Annotated in this window: 19 protein-coding genes; 3 read left to right on the top strand and 16 right to left on the bottom strand. The window is 65.2% G+C overall.

All coding sequences use genetic code 11. The features are described from left to right. Positions 1–55: 55 nt before the first annotated feature. The 5 genes from ACFFWD_RS24625 to ACFFWD_RS24605 form a co-directional block, all read right to left on the bottom strand. Positions 56–697 (bottom strand): response regulator transcription factor, encoded by a 642-nt coding sequence (locus ACFFWD_RS24625; protein WP_376969428.1) that lies wholly within the window; start codon positions 695–697, stop codon positions 56–58. Then, positions 694–4,248: a hybrid sensor histidine kinase/response regulator gene (locus ACFFWD_RS24620; protein WP_376969426.1), complete on the bottom strand. Its 3,555-nt coding sequence runs from the start codon at positions 4,246–4,248 to the stop codon at positions 694–696. Before ACFFWD_RS24620 ends, ACFFWD_RS24625 begins: the two co-directional genes overlap by 4 nt. Positions 4,249–4,433: 185 nt before the next feature. After that, complete coding sequence (gene mctP / locus ACFFWD_RS24615; RefSeq protein WP_376969424.1) at positions 4,434–5,924, bottom strand: monocarboxylate uptake permease MctP; 1,491 nt, start codon at positions 5,922–5,924, stop codon at positions 4,434–4,436. Further along, positions 5,914–6,090 (bottom strand): DUF3311 domain-containing protein, encoded by a 177-nt coding sequence (locus tag ACFFWD_RS24610; RefSeq protein WP_376969421.1) that lies wholly within the window; start codon positions 6,088–6,090, stop codon positions 5,914–5,916. The genes mctP and ACFFWD_RS24610 overlap by 11 nt, the downstream gene beginning before the upstream one ends. A 195-nt stretch (positions 6,091–6,285) precedes the next feature. Beyond that, positions 6,286–7,539, bottom strand: a complete 1,254-nt coding sequence (locus ACFFWD_RS24605) for a serine hydrolase domain-containing protein (protein WP_376969418.1) — start codon at positions 7,537–7,539, stop codon at positions 6,286–6,288. Between the two features lie 188 nt (positions 7,540–7,727). Here ACFFWD_RS24605 and ACFFWD_RS24600 point away from each other — a divergent pair, with 188 nt between their 5' ends. From ACFFWD_RS24600 to ACFFWD_RS24590, 3 genes are read left to right on the top strand one after another with little or no spacing between them, the layout of a single operon-like run. Continuing rightward, complete coding sequence (locus ACFFWD_RS24600) at positions 7,728–8,033, top strand: hypothetical protein (protein ID WP_376969416.1); 306 nt, start codon at positions 7,728–7,730, stop codon at positions 8,031–8,033. A gap of 10 nt (positions 8,034–8,043) precedes the next feature. Further along, positions 8,044–8,685 carry a glutathione S-transferase family protein gene (locus ACFFWD_RS24595; protein WP_376969414.1) on the top strand — a complete coding sequence of 214 codons (642 nt, stop codon included), beginning with the start codon at positions 8,044–8,046 and terminating at the stop codon, positions 8,683–8,685. Positions 8,686–8,692: 7 nt separating this feature from the next. Continuing rightward, on the top strand, positions 8,693–9,205 hold the full coding sequence (locus ACFFWD_RS24590) for a DUF1697 domain-containing protein (RefSeq protein WP_376969412.1): 513 nt from the start codon (positions 8,693–8,695) through the stop codon (positions 9,203–9,205). 118 nt (positions 9,206–9,323) lie between these two features. On the opposite strand, the gene ACFFWD_RS24585 is transcribed toward ACFFWD_RS24590, so the two are convergent. The 11 genes from ACFFWD_RS24585 to ACFFWD_RS24535 form a co-directional block, all read right to left on the bottom strand. Further along, entirely contained in the window at positions 9,324–10,553 is a 1,230-nt protein-coding gene (locus ACFFWD_RS24585; RefSeq protein ID WP_376969410.1) for a threonine ammonia-lyase, read from the bottom strand. 69 nt (positions 10,554–10,622) lie between these two features. Continuing rightward, entirely contained in the window at positions 10,623–10,772 is a 150-nt protein-coding gene (locus tag ACFFWD_RS24580; RefSeq protein WP_376969408.1) for a hypothetical protein, read from the bottom strand. Between the two features lie 108 nt (positions 10,773–10,880). Then, positions 10,881–11,027 (bottom strand): response regulator, encoded by a 147-nt coding sequence (locus ACFFWD_RS24575; RefSeq protein ID WP_376969430.1) that lies wholly within the window; start codon positions 11,025–11,027, stop codon positions 10,881–10,883. 610 nt (positions 11,028–11,637) lie between these two features. Further along, positions 11,638–13,164, bottom strand: a complete 1,527-nt coding sequence (gene bchE, locus ACFFWD_RS24570; protein WP_376969406.1) for a magnesium-protoporphyrin IX monomethyl ester anaerobic oxidative cyclase — start codon at positions 13,162–13,164, stop codon at positions 11,638–11,640. Positions 13,165–13,294: 130 nt separating this feature from the next. Continuing rightward, a complete protein-coding gene (locus ACFFWD_RS24565; RefSeq protein WP_376969404.1) occupies positions 13,295–14,035 on the bottom strand; it encodes a di-trans,poly-cis-decaprenylcistransferase in 741 nt (246 codons plus the stop codon). 33 nt (positions 14,036–14,068) lie between these two features. After that, positions 14,069–14,449 (bottom strand): transcriptional regulator, encoded by a 381-nt coding sequence (locus ACFFWD_RS24560; protein WP_376969402.1) that lies wholly within the window; start codon positions 14,447–14,449, stop codon positions 14,069–14,071. Continuing rightward, positions 14,436–15,053: a hypothetical protein gene (locus ACFFWD_RS24555; RefSeq protein WP_376969400.1), complete on the bottom strand. Its 618-nt coding sequence runs from the start codon at positions 15,051–15,053 to the stop codon at positions 14,436–14,438. Before ACFFWD_RS24555 ends, ACFFWD_RS24560 begins: the two co-directional genes overlap by 14 nt. Positions 15,054–15,171: 118 nt before the next feature. Further along, positions 15,172–15,528: a DUF1428 domain-containing protein gene (locus ACFFWD_RS24550; RefSeq protein WP_376969398.1), complete on the bottom strand. Its 357-nt coding sequence runs from the start codon at positions 15,526–15,528 to the stop codon at positions 15,172–15,174. Positions 15,529–15,655: 127 nt separating this feature from the next. Further along, a complete protein-coding gene (locus tag ACFFWD_RS24545; RefSeq protein WP_376969396.1) occupies positions 15,656–16,393 on the bottom strand; it encodes a DUF899 domain-containing protein in 738 nt (245 codons plus the stop codon). A 21-nt stretch (positions 16,394–16,414) separates the two neighbouring features. Next, entirely contained in the window at positions 16,415–16,759 is a 345-nt protein-coding gene (locus ACFFWD_RS24540) for an SRPBCC family protein (protein ID WP_474796946.1), read from the bottom strand. After that, positions 16,759–17,217 carry an ArsR/SmtB family transcription factor gene (locus tag ACFFWD_RS24535; RefSeq protein WP_376969394.1) on the bottom strand — a complete coding sequence of 153 codons (459 nt, stop codon included), beginning with the start codon at positions 17,215–17,217 and terminating at the stop codon, positions 16,759–16,761. Before ACFFWD_RS24535 ends, ACFFWD_RS24540 begins: the two co-directional genes overlap by 1 nt. Between the last annotated feature and the right edge of the window lie 310 nt (positions 17,218–17,527).

Genomic DNA, 17,527 nt, shown 5'->3' with positions numbered 1-17,527 from the left:
GTGCCTGAACTTCTTCGCCGCTGCCGGTTATGATCGCGTCTGATCAGAATCTGCTCTAGCGTCCAAACGACAGCCTCTCGGCCAGGACGGCGGCCTGGGTGCGTGATCCGACACCAAGCTTGCGCAGGATGGTCGAGACATGGCCCTTGACGGTCTGCTCGGCGATGCCGAGTTCGCCCGCGATCTGCTTGTTGAGCTTGCCTTCGACGATCATCGCCAGGATGCGCAATTGCTGTGCCGAGAGCGATGCCGCCCGCGCCGCCAGTTCCACGTCCTCGCTCTGGACCGAGCCGCGGCCGCCAATATTCGGCGGCATCCAGATCTCGCCGCCGAGGATGCGCGTGATGGCCTCCGCCATCGCCGGCAGGCCGAGCGATTTCGGGATGTAGCCCGAGGCACCATAGGCGATGGCGCGGCGGATCGTGGCGGCATCCTGCCGTGCCGAAATGATCGCGACCGGCACCGTCGGAAATTGCGCGAGCAGGATGAACAGGGCCGCGAACCCCTGAATGCCCGGCATCGTCAGGTCGAGCAGGATCAGGTCGATCTCGTCGACGCGAGGCGGCACGGCCGCCAGCACCTCGTCGAGCGACTGGCAGGGGACGATCTCGAGATCGGGGAGCACGGCCGACAGCGCGCTCTGCAGCGCGGCCTGCACCAGCGGATGGTCGTCGCCGATGACGATGCGCGTGGTCATGCCGGGTGTCGGTCCTCTTGTGGGGCAAGCCGCCGGGTCAATGCCTCGCCGCTCAGGAAGCGGCGCAGCGCGGCGGGTTTGATCGGCTTTAGCAGGATTTCGCAACCGCGTGCCCGGGCCGCGTTGCGAACCTCCTCGCTGCGATCACCGGTGATCAGCAGGGCGCAAACATTACCCGTCGACACGCGCCGGAGATCATCAAGGAAATCCAGTCCGCTGCGGTCGCCGTCCAGATGGTGATCGAGCAGCACGACATCCGGCCGGCTGGCCGCCGCGGCCGCCATAGCGGCTGCATGATCGGTCGCGGTCACGACATGATGCCCCCAGCCGCCGAGCAGCGCCGCGAGCCCTTGCAGGATGGTCGCGTCGTTGTCGAGGCACATGATCGTCAGCGGCTGTTCGGCCGGCAGCGGCGTCGCCGCGGCGCGCTCTCGGCGCGGCGCGGTGCCAGGACCCGATGCCAGCGGAACGGTGACGGCGAAGCAGGAACCGCGTCCCGGACGCGAGCGCACATCGACCGTGTGCCCGAGTAGCCGCGAGACGCGATCGACGATCGCAAGCCCGAGACCAAGACCCTTGTCGGTGCCGGGCGCGAGCCGCTGAAACTCCTCAAATATCCTGCTGCGGTCGGCGTCGGCGATGCCAACGCCGGTGTCCCACACCTCGATCCGGACCTGGCCGGCGTTGCGCCGGCAGCCCAGGAGGATGCTCCCCTTCGGCGTATAGCGGACGGCGTTCGACAAGAGGTTCTGCAGGATGCGGCGCAACAGATGCGGATCGCTGCGGACCATGAGCGCACAATCGACCACGCGCAACGACAGGCCGCGCTCACGCGCCAGCGCCGCGAATTCGACGCTCAGCTGCGCCAGCAGGTCCGCGATCGGAAAATCGACCGGCTCGGCGCGCACCGCGCCTGAATCGTAGGAAGAGATGTCGAGCAGCATGTCGAGGACGTGCTCGGTCGAACGCAGCGCCGTGATGGCGCTGCCGGCCAGCGTCCGCTCCTTGTCGCCGGAGCTCGGCTGTGTCCGCAGACTTTCATCGAGCGCCGACAGGAACAGCCGGGCCGCGTTCAACGGCTGCAGCAGATCATGGCTCGCCGCCGCCAGGAAACGGGTCTTGCCGAGATTGGCCTGCTCGGCGTCGGCCTTGGCGCGCTCCAGCGCCTCGGTCCGCTCGCCGACACGCCGCTCCAGATCCTCGTTGACGCGGCGCAGCGCCTCGGCCGCGCGATGCCGCTCGGTGACGTCGGCATAGGTCGAGACGTAGCCGCCCTCGGCGATTCTATCGTAGACGATTTCGAGCACGGTGCCGTCCGGCCGCTTGCGTTCATAGATATAGGGCCAGGTCTGCGCCGCGACGTCGCGATTGACCAGCAACGCGGCGAACTCGGACGCCGCGTATTCGCCACGGTCGACATTGTAGGCGATGAGATCGGCGAGCGGCAGGCCGACCCGCACGAAGTCGGGCGGCAGGTCGAGAAGTTCGATGAAGCGACCGTTCCACGCCGAGATGTTGAAGTCCGCGTCGAAGGCACAGATGCCTTGCGGCACGCTTTCCAGGGTGCTCTGCAGCAAATGACGGCTGAAGCGAAGCGCTTCCGAGGCCTCGTCCAGCATCGCCATCGCCGCCCGGCGCGACAACGAATGTCCCTCGAGCGACGCCGCGATCACCACGCGCGCCGACGCCGCGCCGATGGCGCCGGCGAGCAGGTTTTCGGTGAAGCGGATCGAATCGAAATCGACGAGCCCGGACGGGTCGAGCGGCGGCGCACGCCCGGCCCGGCGCGCCGCGAGATAGGCATCGAATGCGGCTCCGCCGCGCTCGCTGCCGACAAAGCGGATCGCGAGCGCGCGCAAATCGTCAAGCCTGACGACGACGCGCGACGACAGGGTGGACGCGGTCTCGCGCGTCGCGCCCTGCGTGAACGCGGCAGCCTGGTTGCGCTCGATCGCCGACTGGCGGCCAAGCAGCGAGAACAGCACAAAGCAGGCGACATTGCCGGCGAGACTCCACAGCGTGGCATGCGAGATCGGATCGAGCCCTTCGAGACCGAACAGCGCGCCGGGCCGGAGCCAGGGCAGCAGCCCGTCGCGCGCGATCGGTTCGAGCGCCGGCCACAACCGGCCGGCGGACGGCAGCAGCAGAGTATAGGCCCAGATGCCGAAGCCGACCGCGATCCCGATCGAAGCGCCCGCCTTGTTGGCACGCGACCAGAACAGCCCACCGATGAAGGCCGGTCCGAACTGCGCCACGGCAACGAATGACAAGAGCCCGATCACCGTGAGCGGATAGCCCTGATTGACCAGGCGGTGCATCAGATAGGCCAGCAGCAGAATTCCGACGATCGAGAACCGGCGCACCGCCACCAGCGTGGTCGAGACCGACCAGTTTGCCGCGCGCCGGCCGAGGAAGCGCCAGCGTAGCAGCAGCGGCATGATGACGTCGTTGCACAGCATCGTGCTCAACGCCACCGCGGTCATGATCACCATTCCGGTGGCGGCCGACAGCCCGCCCAGGAAAGCGATCAGGCTGATGGTCTTCGCATCGGCCGCGATCGGCAGCGAGATGACGTAGGTATCGGGGTCCATCATGCCGCCGAACCGGGCGAGGCCCGCGGCCGCGATCGGTAGGATCAGCAGGCTGAACGTTGCGAGATAGATCGGGAAAAGCCACGCCGCCGTACGCGTATGATCGGGCGATTCATTCTCGACGATGGCGACGTGGAAGGCTTGCGGCAGGCACAGGAACGCAATCGCCGAGATGATGATGGTCGCGGGCCAGACCGGCTGGCCGATATCGAGCGCGAGGATCCGGTCGAGCTGCGGATCGGCCTGGAACTGCGACAGCAATTCGCCCGGACCACCGGCGATGCCGAACAGCACGAATAGCGCCACGATCAGGAACGCGACCAGCTTGACCACGCTCTCGAATGCGATCGCCAGCATCAATCCGCGATGATGCTCGCTGGCATGGACGTGGCGGACCCCGAACATGATTGCGAACAGCGCCATCGATGCCGCGACCGCGAAGGCCGAGTCCTGCCAGAAGTGCATCGCGGCGGCGCTGGCCCGCTCCGGCTGCAGGATGAGATAATCGAAACTCTTGCCGACCGCCTTCAACTGAAGCGCGATATAGGGCAGCACGCCGAGCAGCGAGGCCAGCGTCACCAGCGCCGCCAACGACTGGCTTTTGCCGTAGCGTGCGGCGATGAAATCGGCGATCGAGGTCACGTTCTGCGCCTTGGCGATCGCGATCACCTTGGACAGCAGCGGCTGTGCGAACAGCAGCACCAGCGTCGGGCCGACATAGATGGTGACGAAGTCGAGCCCGCTGGTCGCGGCGCGGCCGACCGAGCCGTAAAAGCTCCAGGACGTGTTGTAGACGGCCAGCGTGAGGCAATAGCTGACCGCGGCCGCCCAGGAATTCGGCGACACCAGCGGACCGTCGACGCTGCGTCGATCGCCCCACCAGGCGATCAGGAACAGCGTGGTCACATAGGCCGCCGAGATTGCGAGAACGAACCAGCCCTGCAAGGACACCTCACTCATGGGATCGGCCCGCGACGCGCTAGGACGCGCCGCGGGCCGCCGATATTAGAGCGTTTTCGAGCGAAGTGGGCACCGCTTCGCGTCAAGAAAACGCGTCAGAACAAGGATCTAGAGCATGATCGGTCCAAAATGGGCACCCGATCGGCGGCCGGATTCGGGACCCGGCCGCCGATCGGGCATCCGGCTCAGGCGGCCTCGCTGGCCGGCCGCGGCTGCGACAGGCCCTTGAGCGCGAGGTTGACGAGGATCGCCACCGCCACGTTGAGCGCGAGCGCGATCAGGCCGGTATAGATGGCAACGGGGCCCGCGCCGAAGTCGATGCTGTGCAGCGGCTTCAGCCCGTCCGACCAGGCCAGCCACGAACCGCCGATGAGACCGATCGCCCAGCCGACGAGCAGCGACGTGCTCGAGAACCAGTTCAGGTAGAGGCCGAACACCAGCGCCGGCAGCGTCTGCAGGATCCAGAGGCCGCCGAGCAGCTGCAGGTCGAGCGCGAACTGCGTCGGCATCAGGAGGATCGCGAGCAGCGCCCCGACCTTCACCAGCATCGAGGTGATCTTGGCGACCTTGGCCTCGCCGGCCGGCGTGACGGCTGGGTTGATCCAGACCTTCCAGAAGTTGCGCGTGAACAGGTTGGCGGCACCGATGCTCATCACTGCGGCCGGCACCAGCGCGCCGATCGCGATCGCGGAGAAGGCAAATCCCGCGAACCAGCCCGGGAACAAGGTCTTGAACAACGCCGGCACGACGTCATTGTTGCTGGCGAGCTTCAGTCCGGCGGCATGCCCCATGTAGCCGAGCAGCGCGAGCAGGCCGAGCAGCAGCGTATAGGCCGGCAACAGCACCGCATTCTTGCGGATCGTGTTGCCTCCCGACGAAGCGAAGATGCCGGTCAGCGTGTGCGGATACATGAAGGCTGCGAGCGCCGAGCCCAGCGCTAGCGAGGCGTAGGGGAAGACCTGCGCCGGCGACAGCAGGATACCGCCCGACCCTTTGGCCTTGAACGCGGTGTCCGCCGCGGTGAAGATCTCACCGTAGCCGCCGAGCTTCGACGGCACGATCGCGATCGCGGCGATCACCACGATGTAGATCATGATGTCCTTGACGAAGGCGATCAGGGCCGGTGCACGCAGCCCGGACGAATAGGTGTAGAGCGCGAGCACCAGGAAGGCGAGGATCAGAGGAATCTCGCCGTGCAGGCCGAGCCCCTTGATGGCGACCTCCATGCCGATCAGCTGCAGCGCGATGTAGGGCATCGTCGCCAGCACGCCGGTTGCGGCAACCGCGAGCTCGAGGCCTCGTGAGCCGTAGCGCCCCCGCACCACGTCGCCGGCAGTGACGTAGCCCTTCTCCTTCGCGACCTTCCACAACACCGGCATCACCGCGAACACGAAGGGATAGACGATGATGGTGTAGGGCAAGGCAAAGAAGCCGTAGGCTCCGACGGCATAGACCAGCGCCGGAACGGCGATCACGGTATAGGCGGTGTAGAAATCGCCGCCGACCAGGAACCAGGTGATCCAGGTGCCGAACTTGCGGCCGCCAAGGCCCCATTCGTCGAGATGGGCGAGGGTCTCGGGCTTGCGCCAGCGCGAGGCCACGAACCCCATGCCGGTGACGAGCAGGAACAAGACGATGAAGACGGCCAGAGCCGCGCTGTCGACATCATTCAACATCGCGCACGCTCCTGTAGACGATGTAGGTGAGAAGCGAGGTCAGCGGCACCCAGGCGAGCTGGTACCAATAGAAGAATGGGAAACCGAGCAGCAGCGGTTCCTTGATGTTGTAGAAGGGCACGATCATCAGGCCGATGAACGGCAGCAGCAACAGCAGGCGTATCAAGCTCTCCTCCCCAATGTGTGAGAATGATGCGCGCTTCAACCAGCGCGGCTTGAACGCGATATACCGCCAATCGCCCGCTCGCCCGCCCCCTACATTCGCTCCGCGCCACCCCCATACTTTCGTATCGCCGGCGGTCTATTGCGCGCGTGGACGCGCCGCCGCGCGTGGACGGACTCCAGTACAACCTGTCGGGGACTACACCGCTTTCGTGGCCCGGTAGATCGCGCCCTCGAACGCGCGATAGGTCGCGAGCGCGCGGGTATCGGCAAACGGCAGGATCTGCATCATGATCACGCCGGCGACGCCGGAGGAGGGGTCGATCCAGTAATAGGTGTTGTAGAGGCCGGCCCAGGTTAGGCTGCCGGCCTTACGGGCATTGCGCACGGGATCGAGATTGATCATGTGCCCGAGGCCCCAGCCGAGCCGCGTGCCCGGGAAGAAGTCGACGTCGTTCGAGATCGCCGGATTGGTCGTCCTCATGACGCCGGCATCGAGATTGCCGATCTGGTTGGCGGCCATCAGCGCCACCGTCTCAGGCCGCAGGATCGATGTGCCGCCGATGCTGCCGCTGTTCAGCAGCGCCTGCAGCAGGATCAGGTAATCCGGCGCCGTCGAATAGATGCCGCCGCCGCCCGAGAACGTCCTGGGCGCGGTGTGGTGCTCGAGCGGCTGCGTCACCAGCGTGCCGTCGCGCTCGCGCACATGCAGATGCGCCTCGCGGGCGCGCTGCTTGTCGGTGATCGTAAAGCCGGTGTCGCTCATGCCGAGCGGCCCAAGGATATGATCGGCGAAATAGCGGTCGAGCGTCTGCCCGCTTGCGATTTCGACGAGACGGCCGACGCGGTCGAGGCTGCCGCCATAGGCCCAGCGGCTGTCGGGATCGAACGTCAGCACGCTGCGCGGCAACGACTTGTTGGCGCGCGCGGCCCGCGAATAGCGCACGACGTCGGCGTCCCAGAGCGGATAGCTGAAGCCCGACGTGTGCGACAAGAGGTTGCGCAACGTGATCGGCTTGCGCGCCGGCCGCAGTTGCGGCGCGCCTTGCGGGTCGAAGCCGGCGAGGACCTGCGGCGCGGCAAGCGCCGGATCGATGTTGGCTGCCGGCTCATCGAGGCGGAGCTTGCCCTGCTCGACGAGCTGGAGCGCCGCGACCGAGGTCAGGAGCTTGATCATCGAGGCGATGCGAAACACGGTGTCGACGGACATCTTCGCCGCCGCGCCCCTGGCGCGGACCCCGAACGCGCCCTCATAGATCGTGGCCCGCCCGCTCGCCGCCATCGCGACCACGCCGGGCACCTCCCCGGCATCGACCTTCGCCCGTATTGCCGCGTCGATATCGTGACCTTCCGGCAGGGCGCGGAGCGGGGCCGCAACGGCGCGGGACGCGCTCGCGGCGGCCATTGCCGCCGTGTACGAAACCAGATCGCGCCGACTGAACCGCCCCGTCATCAGCGGGCCACTCCCTGCAGGCTTGGGGTCAGTTATGCCGGAGCGCGCGGCCGGAGACAATGGTAACCACGCCGGCAACGACGAGCGCAGGATCGCATGTTCAAAGCCGGCGGGTTGCGCTACTGATAAGTTCCCTTCCAAAACCGATGCGCCCGCCCGGCGCGCATCGCAGTCAAGAGTGCATGTGAATGGCTGAAGCCGACCTCGACGCCGTTATCCGGCAAACCGCAAGAGCACAGACCAAGGCCGTGATGGCGGCCGCCCGGAAACGCCAGGCCGTGTGGGTGGCGCGCGCCGCCAAGGCCAAGGACAAGGACGCAAAGGCCCGGTTCCGCTTCATGGCGAAGAGCACCCTGCTGAACGCGACGGCGACCGCCAAGCGGCTGCAGAACTCCGCCGAGAACGCCGCCGACGCCTACGCCCGCGCGATGAAGAAGGCGATGGAAGAGCCGCCGCCGGCGAAGAAATCCACGAAAAAGAAAGAGGAAGCCTGAGGGTTCAGTCATGCTTACCGTCCACCATCTCGGCAAGTCGCAATCCGAGCGGATCGTCTGGCTGTGCGAGGAGCTCGGAATTCCCTACGAGCTGAAGCGTTATGCGCGCGATCCCGTAACCATGCTGGCGCCGCCCGATTACAAGGCGCTGCATCCGACCGGAACCGCGCCCGTCATTACCGACGGCGCGCTGGTGCTAGCGGAATCCGGCGCCGTGGTCGAGTACATCATCGGCAAATACGGCAACGGCCGGCTTGCGCCGAAACCCGATCATCCCGACTACGCGCAATTCCTTTTCTGGTTCCACTTCGCCAACGGCACGCTGCAGGCGCAGATGGGTCGCAACATGATCCTGAACCGGCTGAACCTTGCCGCCGACAATCCGATGCTGGTCGCGACGAAGGCACGGGTCGACCGCTCCTTCGACCTGATCGACGCGCGTCTGCGTGAAGCCAGCCATCTCGCGGGCGACGCGTTGACGTCGGCCGACATCATGATCGTGTTTTCGCTGACGACGATGCGCTATTTCCTGCCCTACGATCTCGGGCGCTGCCCCAACATCAAGAGCTATCTCGGCCGCATTGCCGCGCGACCGGCGTACCAGCGGGCGATGGAGAAGGGCGATCCCGGCATGGCCCTGCTGTTGGCCTGAGGCACGAATGCCCCATTATGTGGCCCTGCTCCGCGCGGTCAATGTCGGCGGCACCGGCAAGCTGCCGATGACCGAGCTGAAGGCGATGTGCATCGACGAAGGCTTTGCCGATGTGCAGACCTACATTGCCAGCGGCAATGTGGTGTTTTCGTCCAAACTCGGCGCGGCGAAGGTCAAGGCCGCGCTGGAGAAGCGGCTGGCGGCCTATGCCGGCAAACCGGTCGGCGTCGCGATCCGCACCGCCGACGAGATGGCCGCGGTGCTGAAGGCCAATCCGTTCTCGAAGGAGCCGCCGAACTGGACGGTTGCGATCTTCCTCGACGAGGCGCCGCCCAGGGACGCGCTGAAGGATGTCAAAGGCCAGCAGGACGAACAGATCCGGCTCGGCAAGCGCGAGATCTATGTCGCCTATGGCAGCGGCATGGGCCGCTCGAAGCTGAAGATTCCGGCGGCCGCCAACGGCACCGCACGCAACATCAACACGATCGCCAAGCTCGCCGAGCTGGCGGCCGGTGATTAGGAAGTCCGTTCAGCGCGGCTCTGGACCGTCATCCCCGCGCAACGGCTACGCCCTTGCGCGGGGATGACGGAGATAGATTGCACGTTGGTCCAAGCAACGAACCAATTAGGCTTGTCCCCTAGCCGCACCTCACCGCAAATCCCTCCGCGCCGAGCTTCGCCAGCACGTCCTCCAGATGCGCGCGATCGCGGGTCTCGATCACAAGCTCGAGCAAGGTCGCTTTCGCCGGCAGATCGGAGAACGTGCGCTGGTGCGAGACTTCGATGATGTTGGCGCCTGCGGCGGCAAGCAGGTTCGACACCGCGGCGAGCTGGCCGGGGCGATCGACGATGTCGAGCGCGAGCTGGGTCAGCCGGCCCTCGCGCGCCAGCTCCCGGGTCAACACCGAGGCGATCAGCCTTGTGTCGATGTTGCCGCCGGTCAGCACAAGGCCGACGTTGCGGCCGGCGAACCGCTCCGGCGCCGCAAGCACCGCGGCAAGTCCTGCCGCGCCAGCGCCTTCGACCACGGTCTTCTCGATCGAGATCAGCGTCGCCACCGCGCGCTCGATCTGGTCTTCCGTGACAAGTAGGATGTCGTCGACGAGATCGCGGACGATTGCCGTGGTGATCTGCCCGGGCGACTTCACCGCAATTCCCTCGGCGAGCGTATCGCCGCGCATCGGCAGATGCTCGCCGCGGATCGCGTTGTACATCGACGGATAGAGCTGTGCCTGCACGCCGATGACCCGCAGCGAAGGTTTCAGCGCTTTCGCTGCTGTCGCGATGCCGGAGATCAGCCCGCCGCCGCCGATCGGCACGACGAGGACATCGAGCTCTGGTACGGCCTCGAGCATTTCAAGCCCGATCGTGCCCTGGCCGGCGATGATCAGCGGATCGTCATAGGGATGGATCAGGACCAGCCCGTGCTCGCTGGCATGCGTCTTGACGAAGGCGGCCGCCTCCTCGAGCGTCTGCCCGGTGATGATGACGTCGGCACCGTGGCGCCTTGTGTTCTCGATCTTCACCATCGGAGTGCCGATCGGCATCACGATGGTTGCGGGAATGCCGAGCCGCTTTGCGTGGTAGGCCACGCCCTGGGCGTGATTGCCCGCGGACATCGCGATGACGCCACGCTTGCGCTCGTCGGGCGACAGCGCCTGCAGGCGATTCAGCGCGCCGCGTTCCTTGAACGTCGCGGTGAATTGCAGGTTCTCGAACTTCAGGAACAGCCGACAGCCGCAAATCTCGCCAAGCGTGCGGCTCTCATTGCAGGCCGTCACCATGATCGAATCACGGATGGTCGCCGCCGCTGCGCGGATATCGGCAAGCGTCACAGCGGCATGGGCGGGATCGGAGGGGTGCGGCATCTGACAGCTTCGCCTTGGACCGTTTCGGGGAGCGAAGCCTAGCGGGTTTTGGCGAGGAAAACGACCGCGCTATCGCGCCGTCTGCACCTTCTCAGGTACCTTGACGGGCTCGGCGTGCTCGACCTCATCGCATTTCTGGCACACCAGCGCGGTGCGGAAATGCCTGTCGAGCACAATGGTTCGCGTCCTGCCGCATTGGCAGCGCATCGGCTTGTCCATGGGAGATCGGCCCGGGTTCAAAAAATGAAAAGAAGCGTGCGCTTAGCTATCCCAACCCGGTTAACCTAGTATGACGCGCAGCCGAAAAACGTCGTGCCGGGAGCAGCCCTAGAAAAAGCCCGGGCTGAGATCGAGGCCGTAGGTGGCCGCAAGGATCGCAACGAACAGCCCGGCGAGAACGAACATCAGGACATGCCGGACAATCGTGATTTGAAGCGAGTCCGCGGGAAACGCCCGCGCGATCGATTGAGCCAAAGCAGTCATTCGCGACCTCCAAGCCATGCTCTACAGTTAGGTCGCGCGCGACGCGTCGAGGTTCAATGCTGCTCCGAGAGCGGTCGACGGCGCCCCGGCTTCGTTTGCGCAGGATCACGGTGGACTTGCCCTGGCCGACGACGATCAGTTTGCCCTGGAATTCGCCTCGGGATTTTTCTTTTTCCTGGGCATGGTCCGTCGTCGTCACCGGCGGCACGGGCGGCGCATTGTCCTGCGTCACGGCTTCCAGCGCACGCAGGAATTCGCGGCCGGCGGACGTGATCTCCCAACCGTCCGCGTCACGCAGCACATAGCCGTTGCCAAAGATATTGATGCCCTGGACCCGCGCCGCGAGGCGCTTGATCCGCGCATGCCAGTCCGGCCTCGCTGGACGCGAGGATCGCAAGGTCATGCTTGAGGGAATTGAGTGTGGCTCGGCCGCTGCCGTGACTGGCCAATACTTTCAGAATCGCAACCTGTATGCTCACCAACGCCTCGACCGCCACGGTTCTTTTTGTTCTGCGCAGCCGGCGCGGAAACTATCGCGCCGGTGACTCGGCCGTCCAGTGAACGGCGGCAGTTATCCAGAACTCAACGTGACGGTATGTGCTTACGCCGCCTTGGGGATTCCGACGCGTCGCTCGGGACGCGCTGAAGTCATCGACTCCTCTTCCTTATCCTGCGGTGCGCCCCAAAATTCCTGCACCGTCGGTCCATGCTTGAGCCTGCGGTCGCGCAGGAAGCCGAGAATCTCATGCGGCCAGACCCGCCGCCCCATCTGCGTGTACCAGCGCATGGCGTGGCGCAGGCCGGCGTCGTGATGGAAGACGACGCGAAGCAGCGCCTTCGGACGGCATTGCAGCACCATCTCGGTGAACTTGAACCAGAGCAGCACGCGCCATGGCGGCATGTGCCGCGTCGCCAGCACCTGATGCTTGTAGTCCCAGCGCCGACGATCGGTCTGGATCACACGGCGGCCTGCGGCGAGACGGAAATACGGCGTCCAGCGATGCGGCGTGACATAGAGCATCTGGATCTGGTCGGGATCGTAAGACAGAAGTTGCCTTAAACCCCGCCAGTGATCGCGATCGGTTTCCTCTTCGAAGCCGACCACCCAGGTCGCCATCGACAGGATGCCGTGCCGGCGCATCAGCCGGATGGCCTCGCGATCGGTTGTCGTGGTCGCACCCTTGCGGATCAGTTCCAGCGTCTTCTCGTCGGTGTTCTCCATGCCGAGCAGGAAGCGCTGCCAGCCGGCTTTCTTGTAGAGATGCAGGATGTCGGCATCGCGAACGATATCGTCGGCGCGGGTCGAGCCGACCAGAATAAGATCGACATTCTCCGCGATCAGCGCCTCGAGAAAACTCCGCCAGGCTTTTTTCGAGACCGTCGGATTCTCGTCGGCGAAGTTGATCACCTTGACGCCATGCTCGCGATGCAGTCGCGCCAGCTCTTTGGCGAAGCGGACAGGATCGCGATGCCGCCATCGCGTCCAGAAGCCGCGTTGGCCGCAATAGTTGCACAGATGCGGACAGCCGCGCGAAAACTGCACGACGACCGCGCGCAATCCGCCCCAGTAGCTGTAGCGCGCGTGGTCGATCAGCTCCCAGCCGACGCGGTAGGCATCGAGGTCACGGATGACGGGTGCGGGCGGCGTCGCTCGCGCGCCGTGTTCGTCGCGGAACGCGATACCGGCGACGGCAGCGAGATCGCCGCCATATTCCAGTGCGTGCATCAGGCGCCGCGCGATCTCCTCCCCCTCGCCGCGGACGATCGCCGTGACATGAGGCTCCTCGTGCAGGATCTCGCGCCAATGATAGGTGGGGAACACGCCGCCATAGACGATCAGCACGTTCGGCAGCACCCTCCCGATCGCCTGCGCCACCTCGGCGATGACAGGATGGCCGGAGGTCGAACCGGAATGGCCGAACAGCACGGCGTCCGGAGCAAAACCCGACGCCTCCGCGACGATCGCTGCGACCGGCATCGGACCGAACTCGGCGTCGAGCAGGCGAACCTCGTGACCATCGTCGATCAAGGGACCGCCGATCGACAACAGGCCGAGCGGCGGCAGGTGGTCGTCCGGAATTCGGCTGCCGATCGAAGGATGCGGCACGTTAATCAGAAGTAGGCGCATGGATGATCGCTCCCGCTTTGGTTGGCGTGATCGTTCGTCCCCGCGTCTTGTGAAGGAGCCCAACCCCCCGGTCGGGCTTTTGGAAGCGATGTCCGGGCGATGGCAGCGCCGCCCGGTCGCGGACCAGGCGTTAGAGGTTCGGCACCTCTTCCGGCGCCATCGCCGTCAGCCCGCCGAAACGACGCTCGCGGCGATGGAACGAGGCGAGCGCGTCGGCGAGATCGTCGGCATCGAATTCGGGCCACATCCGCTCGGTGAAATGCAGTTCCGCGTAGGCGCCTTCCCAGAGCAGGAAGTCCGATAGCCGCTTCTCGCCGGAGGTGCGGATGATGAGGTCGACATCGCGCAGATTGGTCTCGCCGGTGATGAGATCGGCGAACCGCTCGCGGGTCAGTTGTCCGGCGGTCGCCGCGTGCGCGGCGGCGCTCAGGATTGCATCTCGTGCCGAGTAGTCGATCGCGATGCGCAGATGGAGCGTCGTGCCATCGACGGTCGCAGCCTCAGCGCGCGCAATCGCGCTGGCGATGCCGTCGGGCAGGCGATCGCGGCGGCCGATCACCGTGAGGCGGACGTCGTTGCGCACCAGCGCCTCGATCTCGTTGGCGAGATAGAACCGCAGAAGCGTCATCAGTGCCGTCACCTCGGCCTTGGGGCGTCGCCAATTGTCGCTCGAGAAGGCATAGAGCGTCAGCGTGCCGACGCCCTGGTCGGGCGCCGCCTCAACCACGCGGCGGATCGCCTCGACCCCGGCCTCGTGCCCGCGCAACCGCGACAGGCCGCGCCGCGTCGCCCAGCGGCCGTTGCCATCCATGATGATGCCGACATGCAGCCGTGCAGCGGCGACCGCTTCGAGCGAGGCGTTACTTTGCATCACAAAGTCTCCGGACAAAAAAATGCATGGGGGTCAGGCGGGTTGGATGCCGAGACGGCCGGCTGCGCTCTCGTCCTTGCCGGCGGCTTTTGCGGCATCGCGCACCAGTTGTTCCAGCACCGCGAGGTAGTCGAGGAAGCGGCGCCGGCCGGTCCTCGTCAGGCGGCAGGTGGTGTGCGGGCGATTGCCCTCATAGCCCTTGATGACGTCGACGAGGCCCGCCTCCTGCAGCACCTGCAGGTGCCGGCTGAGATTGCCGTCGGTGAGGCCGCAGAGCTGCTTGAGATCGGCGAAGGCGAGCCCCTTCGGATGCGCCATCAGCGAGGTGAGCAGCCCGAGCCGCGCCTTCTCGTGGATCACGCGGTCGAGGCCCTCATAGGCAAAGGGCGCGCTGGTCGCGTCAGTCTTCGGCATCGTTGTCTCCGGAAGCGAAATAGAGCAGCGCGGCCAGCAGAAGCTGGCCGATCGCAAACGGCAGGCCCATCGTCCAGGGCGACAATGCGTGGCTCTGGCTTGCGATCAGAAGCACCGTGAAGCCCGACAGGAAATACCAGGCGCCGCCCAGCGCGATCGTACGCGGCAGCAATCGGACCGACGCAAACACACCGAGGCTGACAAGGATCTGCCACAGGCCCGGGAGCATCCATAATGTCTCGGGTGCGAACTTCCATTGCATGACGGCGAGCAGCACGCCGGCGATGGCGGCGGGGAGGAATTGCTCGATCGCCTGCTGCACCATCGCGTCCGCGAGGCCAGAATGGTGCCGACGCGAGCGCGCCTGCATCTCGATCCAGATCAGAACGGCGGAGAGTAACGCCGCCGCGGCCCAACCGGCGAGGAACGCGATCGGATGGCCGGTCGGATCGTCGAGCCAGAGATACTGGGCGAGCGCGGTAAGGAGCGCGATGCCGCTGGTGGCGGCGACCGTCGCCGGGCCATAGCCGCGGAACGCGGTGCCCGCCGCAATCTGGCTGCGGATCGCGAGGATATCGGCCAAGGCCTTGTCGAGGTCGCGCATCTGGCTTCCGAACTTTGTATTGCAAAGTATACGGCACCGCCAAGTAAATGCAAGCGCGATCGCCGCGGGCGGTTGGGCGACATGCTTAATGCCTGGTTAAGGCAATGGCGTGGCGGCGCTACACCGTCACGAGGCTGGTGAAGCCGCCATAGATCATGCGCTTGGCATCGAACGGCACCGTCTTCATGTTCATCGACGCGATGCGCGGATCGGCCATCACCTTGGCGTTGATCTTGTCGCGCTGGGCGCGTGACTTGTAGGTGATCCAGGCGAACACGACGGTTTCGCCGGACTTCAGCTTCACGCTCTGCGGAAACGACGTGAGCTTGCCCGGCTTGACGTCGTCGGCGACCCATTCGCGATAATCCAGCGCACCGAACTCGCGCCAGACCTTGCCGGCCGTCTTCGACATTTTTGCGTAGGCTTTGAGTTTCTTCTTCGGCACGGCGACGATGAAGCCATCGACGTATGGCATTGGCGTTTCCTGTTGTTGTGTCACCGTCATTGCGAGGAGCGAAGCGACGAAGCAATCCATTTCGGCACTTGCAGCGCCATGGATTGCTTCGCTTCGCTCGCAATGACGAAAGGTGATGTGCTCCGCGTCAGCTATGACAACAGGATGCCTGAACCGGCGCCGGTTGGTACTGGTCACGTAGCCGCACCCAGTCCATCGGATAGGGCAGACCCTCTTCATGACGTCCGAGCGGCGTCAGATCGAGATAGTGATAGGCGGCGTTCATCATGTCGAGGCCGCGCGCGAAGGTGGAATAGGTGTGGAACACGGCGCCGGCGTCGTCGCGATAGAACACGCTGATGCCGGGCAGCTCGGGGCCGTAGAGCGGGGTCGTCCCGTAATTGTACTTCGCATTCCCCGCATCGATCTGCTCTTGCGTGAACGAGACGCCGTAGTCGTAGTTGAAGTCGTTGTTCCCGGACGAAACCCAGTCGAAGGTCCAACCCATCCGCGTCTTGAACGCCTCGAGCTTGGCCAGCGGGGCGCGCGAGACCGCGACCATCGTGGTGTCGCGTGCCGCGAGGTGCGGCACCATGCGCTCGAAGCCATCGACCCAGAACGAGCAGCTCTTGCAGGCCGCATCCCATTCCGGTGCGTACATCACATGCTGCACCACGAGTTGCGGCCGCCCCTTGAACAACCCGGCCAGCGTGACCTTGCCGTCCGGCCCGTCGAACACGTAGTCCTTGTCGATCTTGACCCAGGGAAGCTGGCGGCGCTCCTTGCTCAGCGCTTCGCGAGCACGGGTGAGTTCCTTCTCGCGGGCCATGAGGGCCTTGCGGGCCGTGATCCATTCCTCGCGCGAGACGATCTTGTGCGGTTGCATGGGATGCTCCTCTGCTGCCGTTCAGGCGACGTAATTCTCCAGATTGTCCAGGAACTCGGTCCAGCCGCGCTTGTGATTGTCGCGAGCGGTCTCATCGACGAACTGCGCGTGATGGAAGGTCAACAGCGTGCCACCGCCGTCCGGCTTGATCGATATCGTCACCAGCGACTCGCGCTCCGGCGTCGAATGCCAGGCCCAGCTGAACACCAGCCGCTCATTCGGCACAACTTCGCGATAGACGCCGCTGACCTCATGATATTCGCCGCTCGGGCCCTTGAAGCTGATGCGGTAGCGTCCGCCGACGCGGACATCGAGATCCGCATGCGTGGTGCCGGGCTTTACCTGCCCCGGTCCGAACCACTGCACTAGGTTTTCCGGCTCGGTCCACGAGGCGTAGACTTTCTCCGGCCGCGCGCGGAGACGGCGCGTGAGGGTGAGGCTTGGGCGCGCGGCGAGGTCGGCGTCAGCGAGGGCGGCAGCAGATTTGTTGGCCATGGGTCTTCCTCCACAAAAGCGGCAAGGCGGTCGAGATTTTCGGACCAGAAGCGCGCGTAGTGATTGAGCCAGTTCATCGCCTGCTCCATCGGCCGGGCGGTGAGCCGGCACGCCACCGTGCGACCGGTCTTCTCGCGCGCGATCAGGCCGGCATCCGAGAGCACGTCGAGATGCTTCATGATCGCGGGCAACGACATCGCAAACGGCTGGGCCAGTTTGCTCACCGACAGGCTGTCCTGGTCGCCGAGCCGCGCCAGCAAGGCCCGGCGGGTGGGATCGGAAAGCGCCGCGAAGGTGCGGTCCAGCGTCTCGTCCTTATACTTAACCATATGGTTTAGTATAAGAGCACAGCGGTCGGCGTCAAGCCCCGCGCTTCACGATCGCGTCAACGCCACTCACATGAAAGCGTCAGGGATACTCACGCAAAGCAAAACCCCGCCTCGCGGCGGGGCTTGCGGATCATCGATCGTTTGCCGGTGCTGGAGCGTTTTCGAGCGAAGTGGGTACCGGTTCGCGTGGAGAAAACGCGTCAAACCAAGAATCTGGAGCTTCGGTTCTGATTCAATCAGAACCGAACCACTAGTAGCTCGTCACAGTGATTTTGACGGTTTGATACCGAGCCAGCTTAGAATCGGCAAG

This window comes from Bradyrhizobium erythrophlei, from assembly GCF_042430365.1.
In the GTDB taxonomy this organism is placed as follows: Bacteria; Pseudomonadota; Alphaproteobacteria; order Rhizobiales; family Xanthobacteraceae; genus Bradyrhizobium; species Bradyrhizobium erythrophlei.
The sequence above is the reverse complement of the archived record's forward strand: the minus strand, read 5'-3'. Positions and strand labels throughout refer to the sequence as shown.

Excerpts from the sequence above, each read along its gene's own strand:
- ACFFWD_RS24620 (WP_376969426.1), bottom strand. The coding sequence starts at position 4,248 with ATGAGTGAGGTGTCCTTGCAGGGCTGGTTCGTTCTCGCAATCTCGGCG.
- ACFFWD_RS24555 (WP_376969400.1), bottom strand. The coding sequence starts at position 15,053 with ATGCGCGACCTCGACAAGGCCTTGGCCGATATCCTCGCGATCCGCAGC.
- ACFFWD_RS24560 (WP_376969402.1), bottom strand. The coding sequence starts at position 14,449 with ATGCCGAAGACTGACGCGACCAGCGCGCCCTTTGCCTATGAGGGCCTC.
- ACFFWD_RS24580 (WP_376969408.1), bottom strand. The coding sequence starts at position 10,772 with ATGGACAAGCCGATGCGCTGCCAATGCGGCAGGACGCGAACCATTGTG.
- ACFFWD_RS24595 (WP_376969414.1), top strand. The coding sequence starts at position 8,044 with ATGCTTACCGTCCACCATCTCGGCAAGTCGCAATCCGAGCGGATCGTC.
- ACFFWD_RS24625 (WP_376969428.1), bottom strand. The coding sequence starts at position 697 with ATGACCACGCGCATCGTCATCGGCGACGACCATCCGCTGGTGCAGGCC.
- ACFFWD_RS24585 (WP_376969410.1), bottom strand. The coding sequence starts at position 10,553 with ATGCCGCACCCCTCCGATCCCGCCCATGCCGCTGTGACGCTTGCCGAT.
- ACFFWD_RS24535 (WP_376969394.1), bottom strand. The coding sequence starts at position 17,217 with ATGGTTAAGTATAAGGACGAGACGCTGGACCGCACCTTCGCGGCGCTT.
- ACFFWD_RS24565 (WP_376969404.1), bottom strand. The coding sequence starts at position 14,035 with ATGCAAAGTAACGCCTCGCTCGAAGCGGTCGCCGCTGCACGGCTGCAT.
- ACFFWD_RS24550 (WP_376969398.1), bottom strand. The coding sequence starts at position 15,528 with ATGCCATACGTCGATGGCTTCATCGTCGCCGTGCCGAAGAAGAAACTC.
- bchE (WP_376969406.1), bottom strand. The coding sequence starts at position 13,164 with ATGCGCCTACTTCTGATTAACGTGCCGCATCCTTCGATCGGCAGCCGA.
- ACFFWD_RS24545 (WP_376969396.1), bottom strand. The coding sequence starts at position 16,393 with ATGCAACCGCACAAGATCGTCTCGCGCGAGGAATGGATCACGGCCCGC.
- ACFFWD_RS24590 (WP_376969412.1), top strand. The coding sequence starts at position 8,693 with ATGCCCCATTATGTGGCCCTGCTCCGCGCGGTCAATGTCGGCGGCACC.
- ACFFWD_RS24605 (WP_376969418.1), bottom strand. The coding sequence starts at position 7,539 with ATGACGGGGCGGTTCAGTCGGCGCGATCTGGTTTCGTACACGGCGGCA.
- mctP (WP_376969424.1), bottom strand. The coding sequence starts at position 5,924 with ATGTTGAATGATGTCGACAGCGCGGCTCTGGCCGTCTTCATCGTCTTG.
- ACFFWD_RS24600 (WP_376969416.1), top strand. The coding sequence starts at position 7,728 with ATGGCTGAAGCCGACCTCGACGCCGTTATCCGGCAAACCGCAAGAGCA.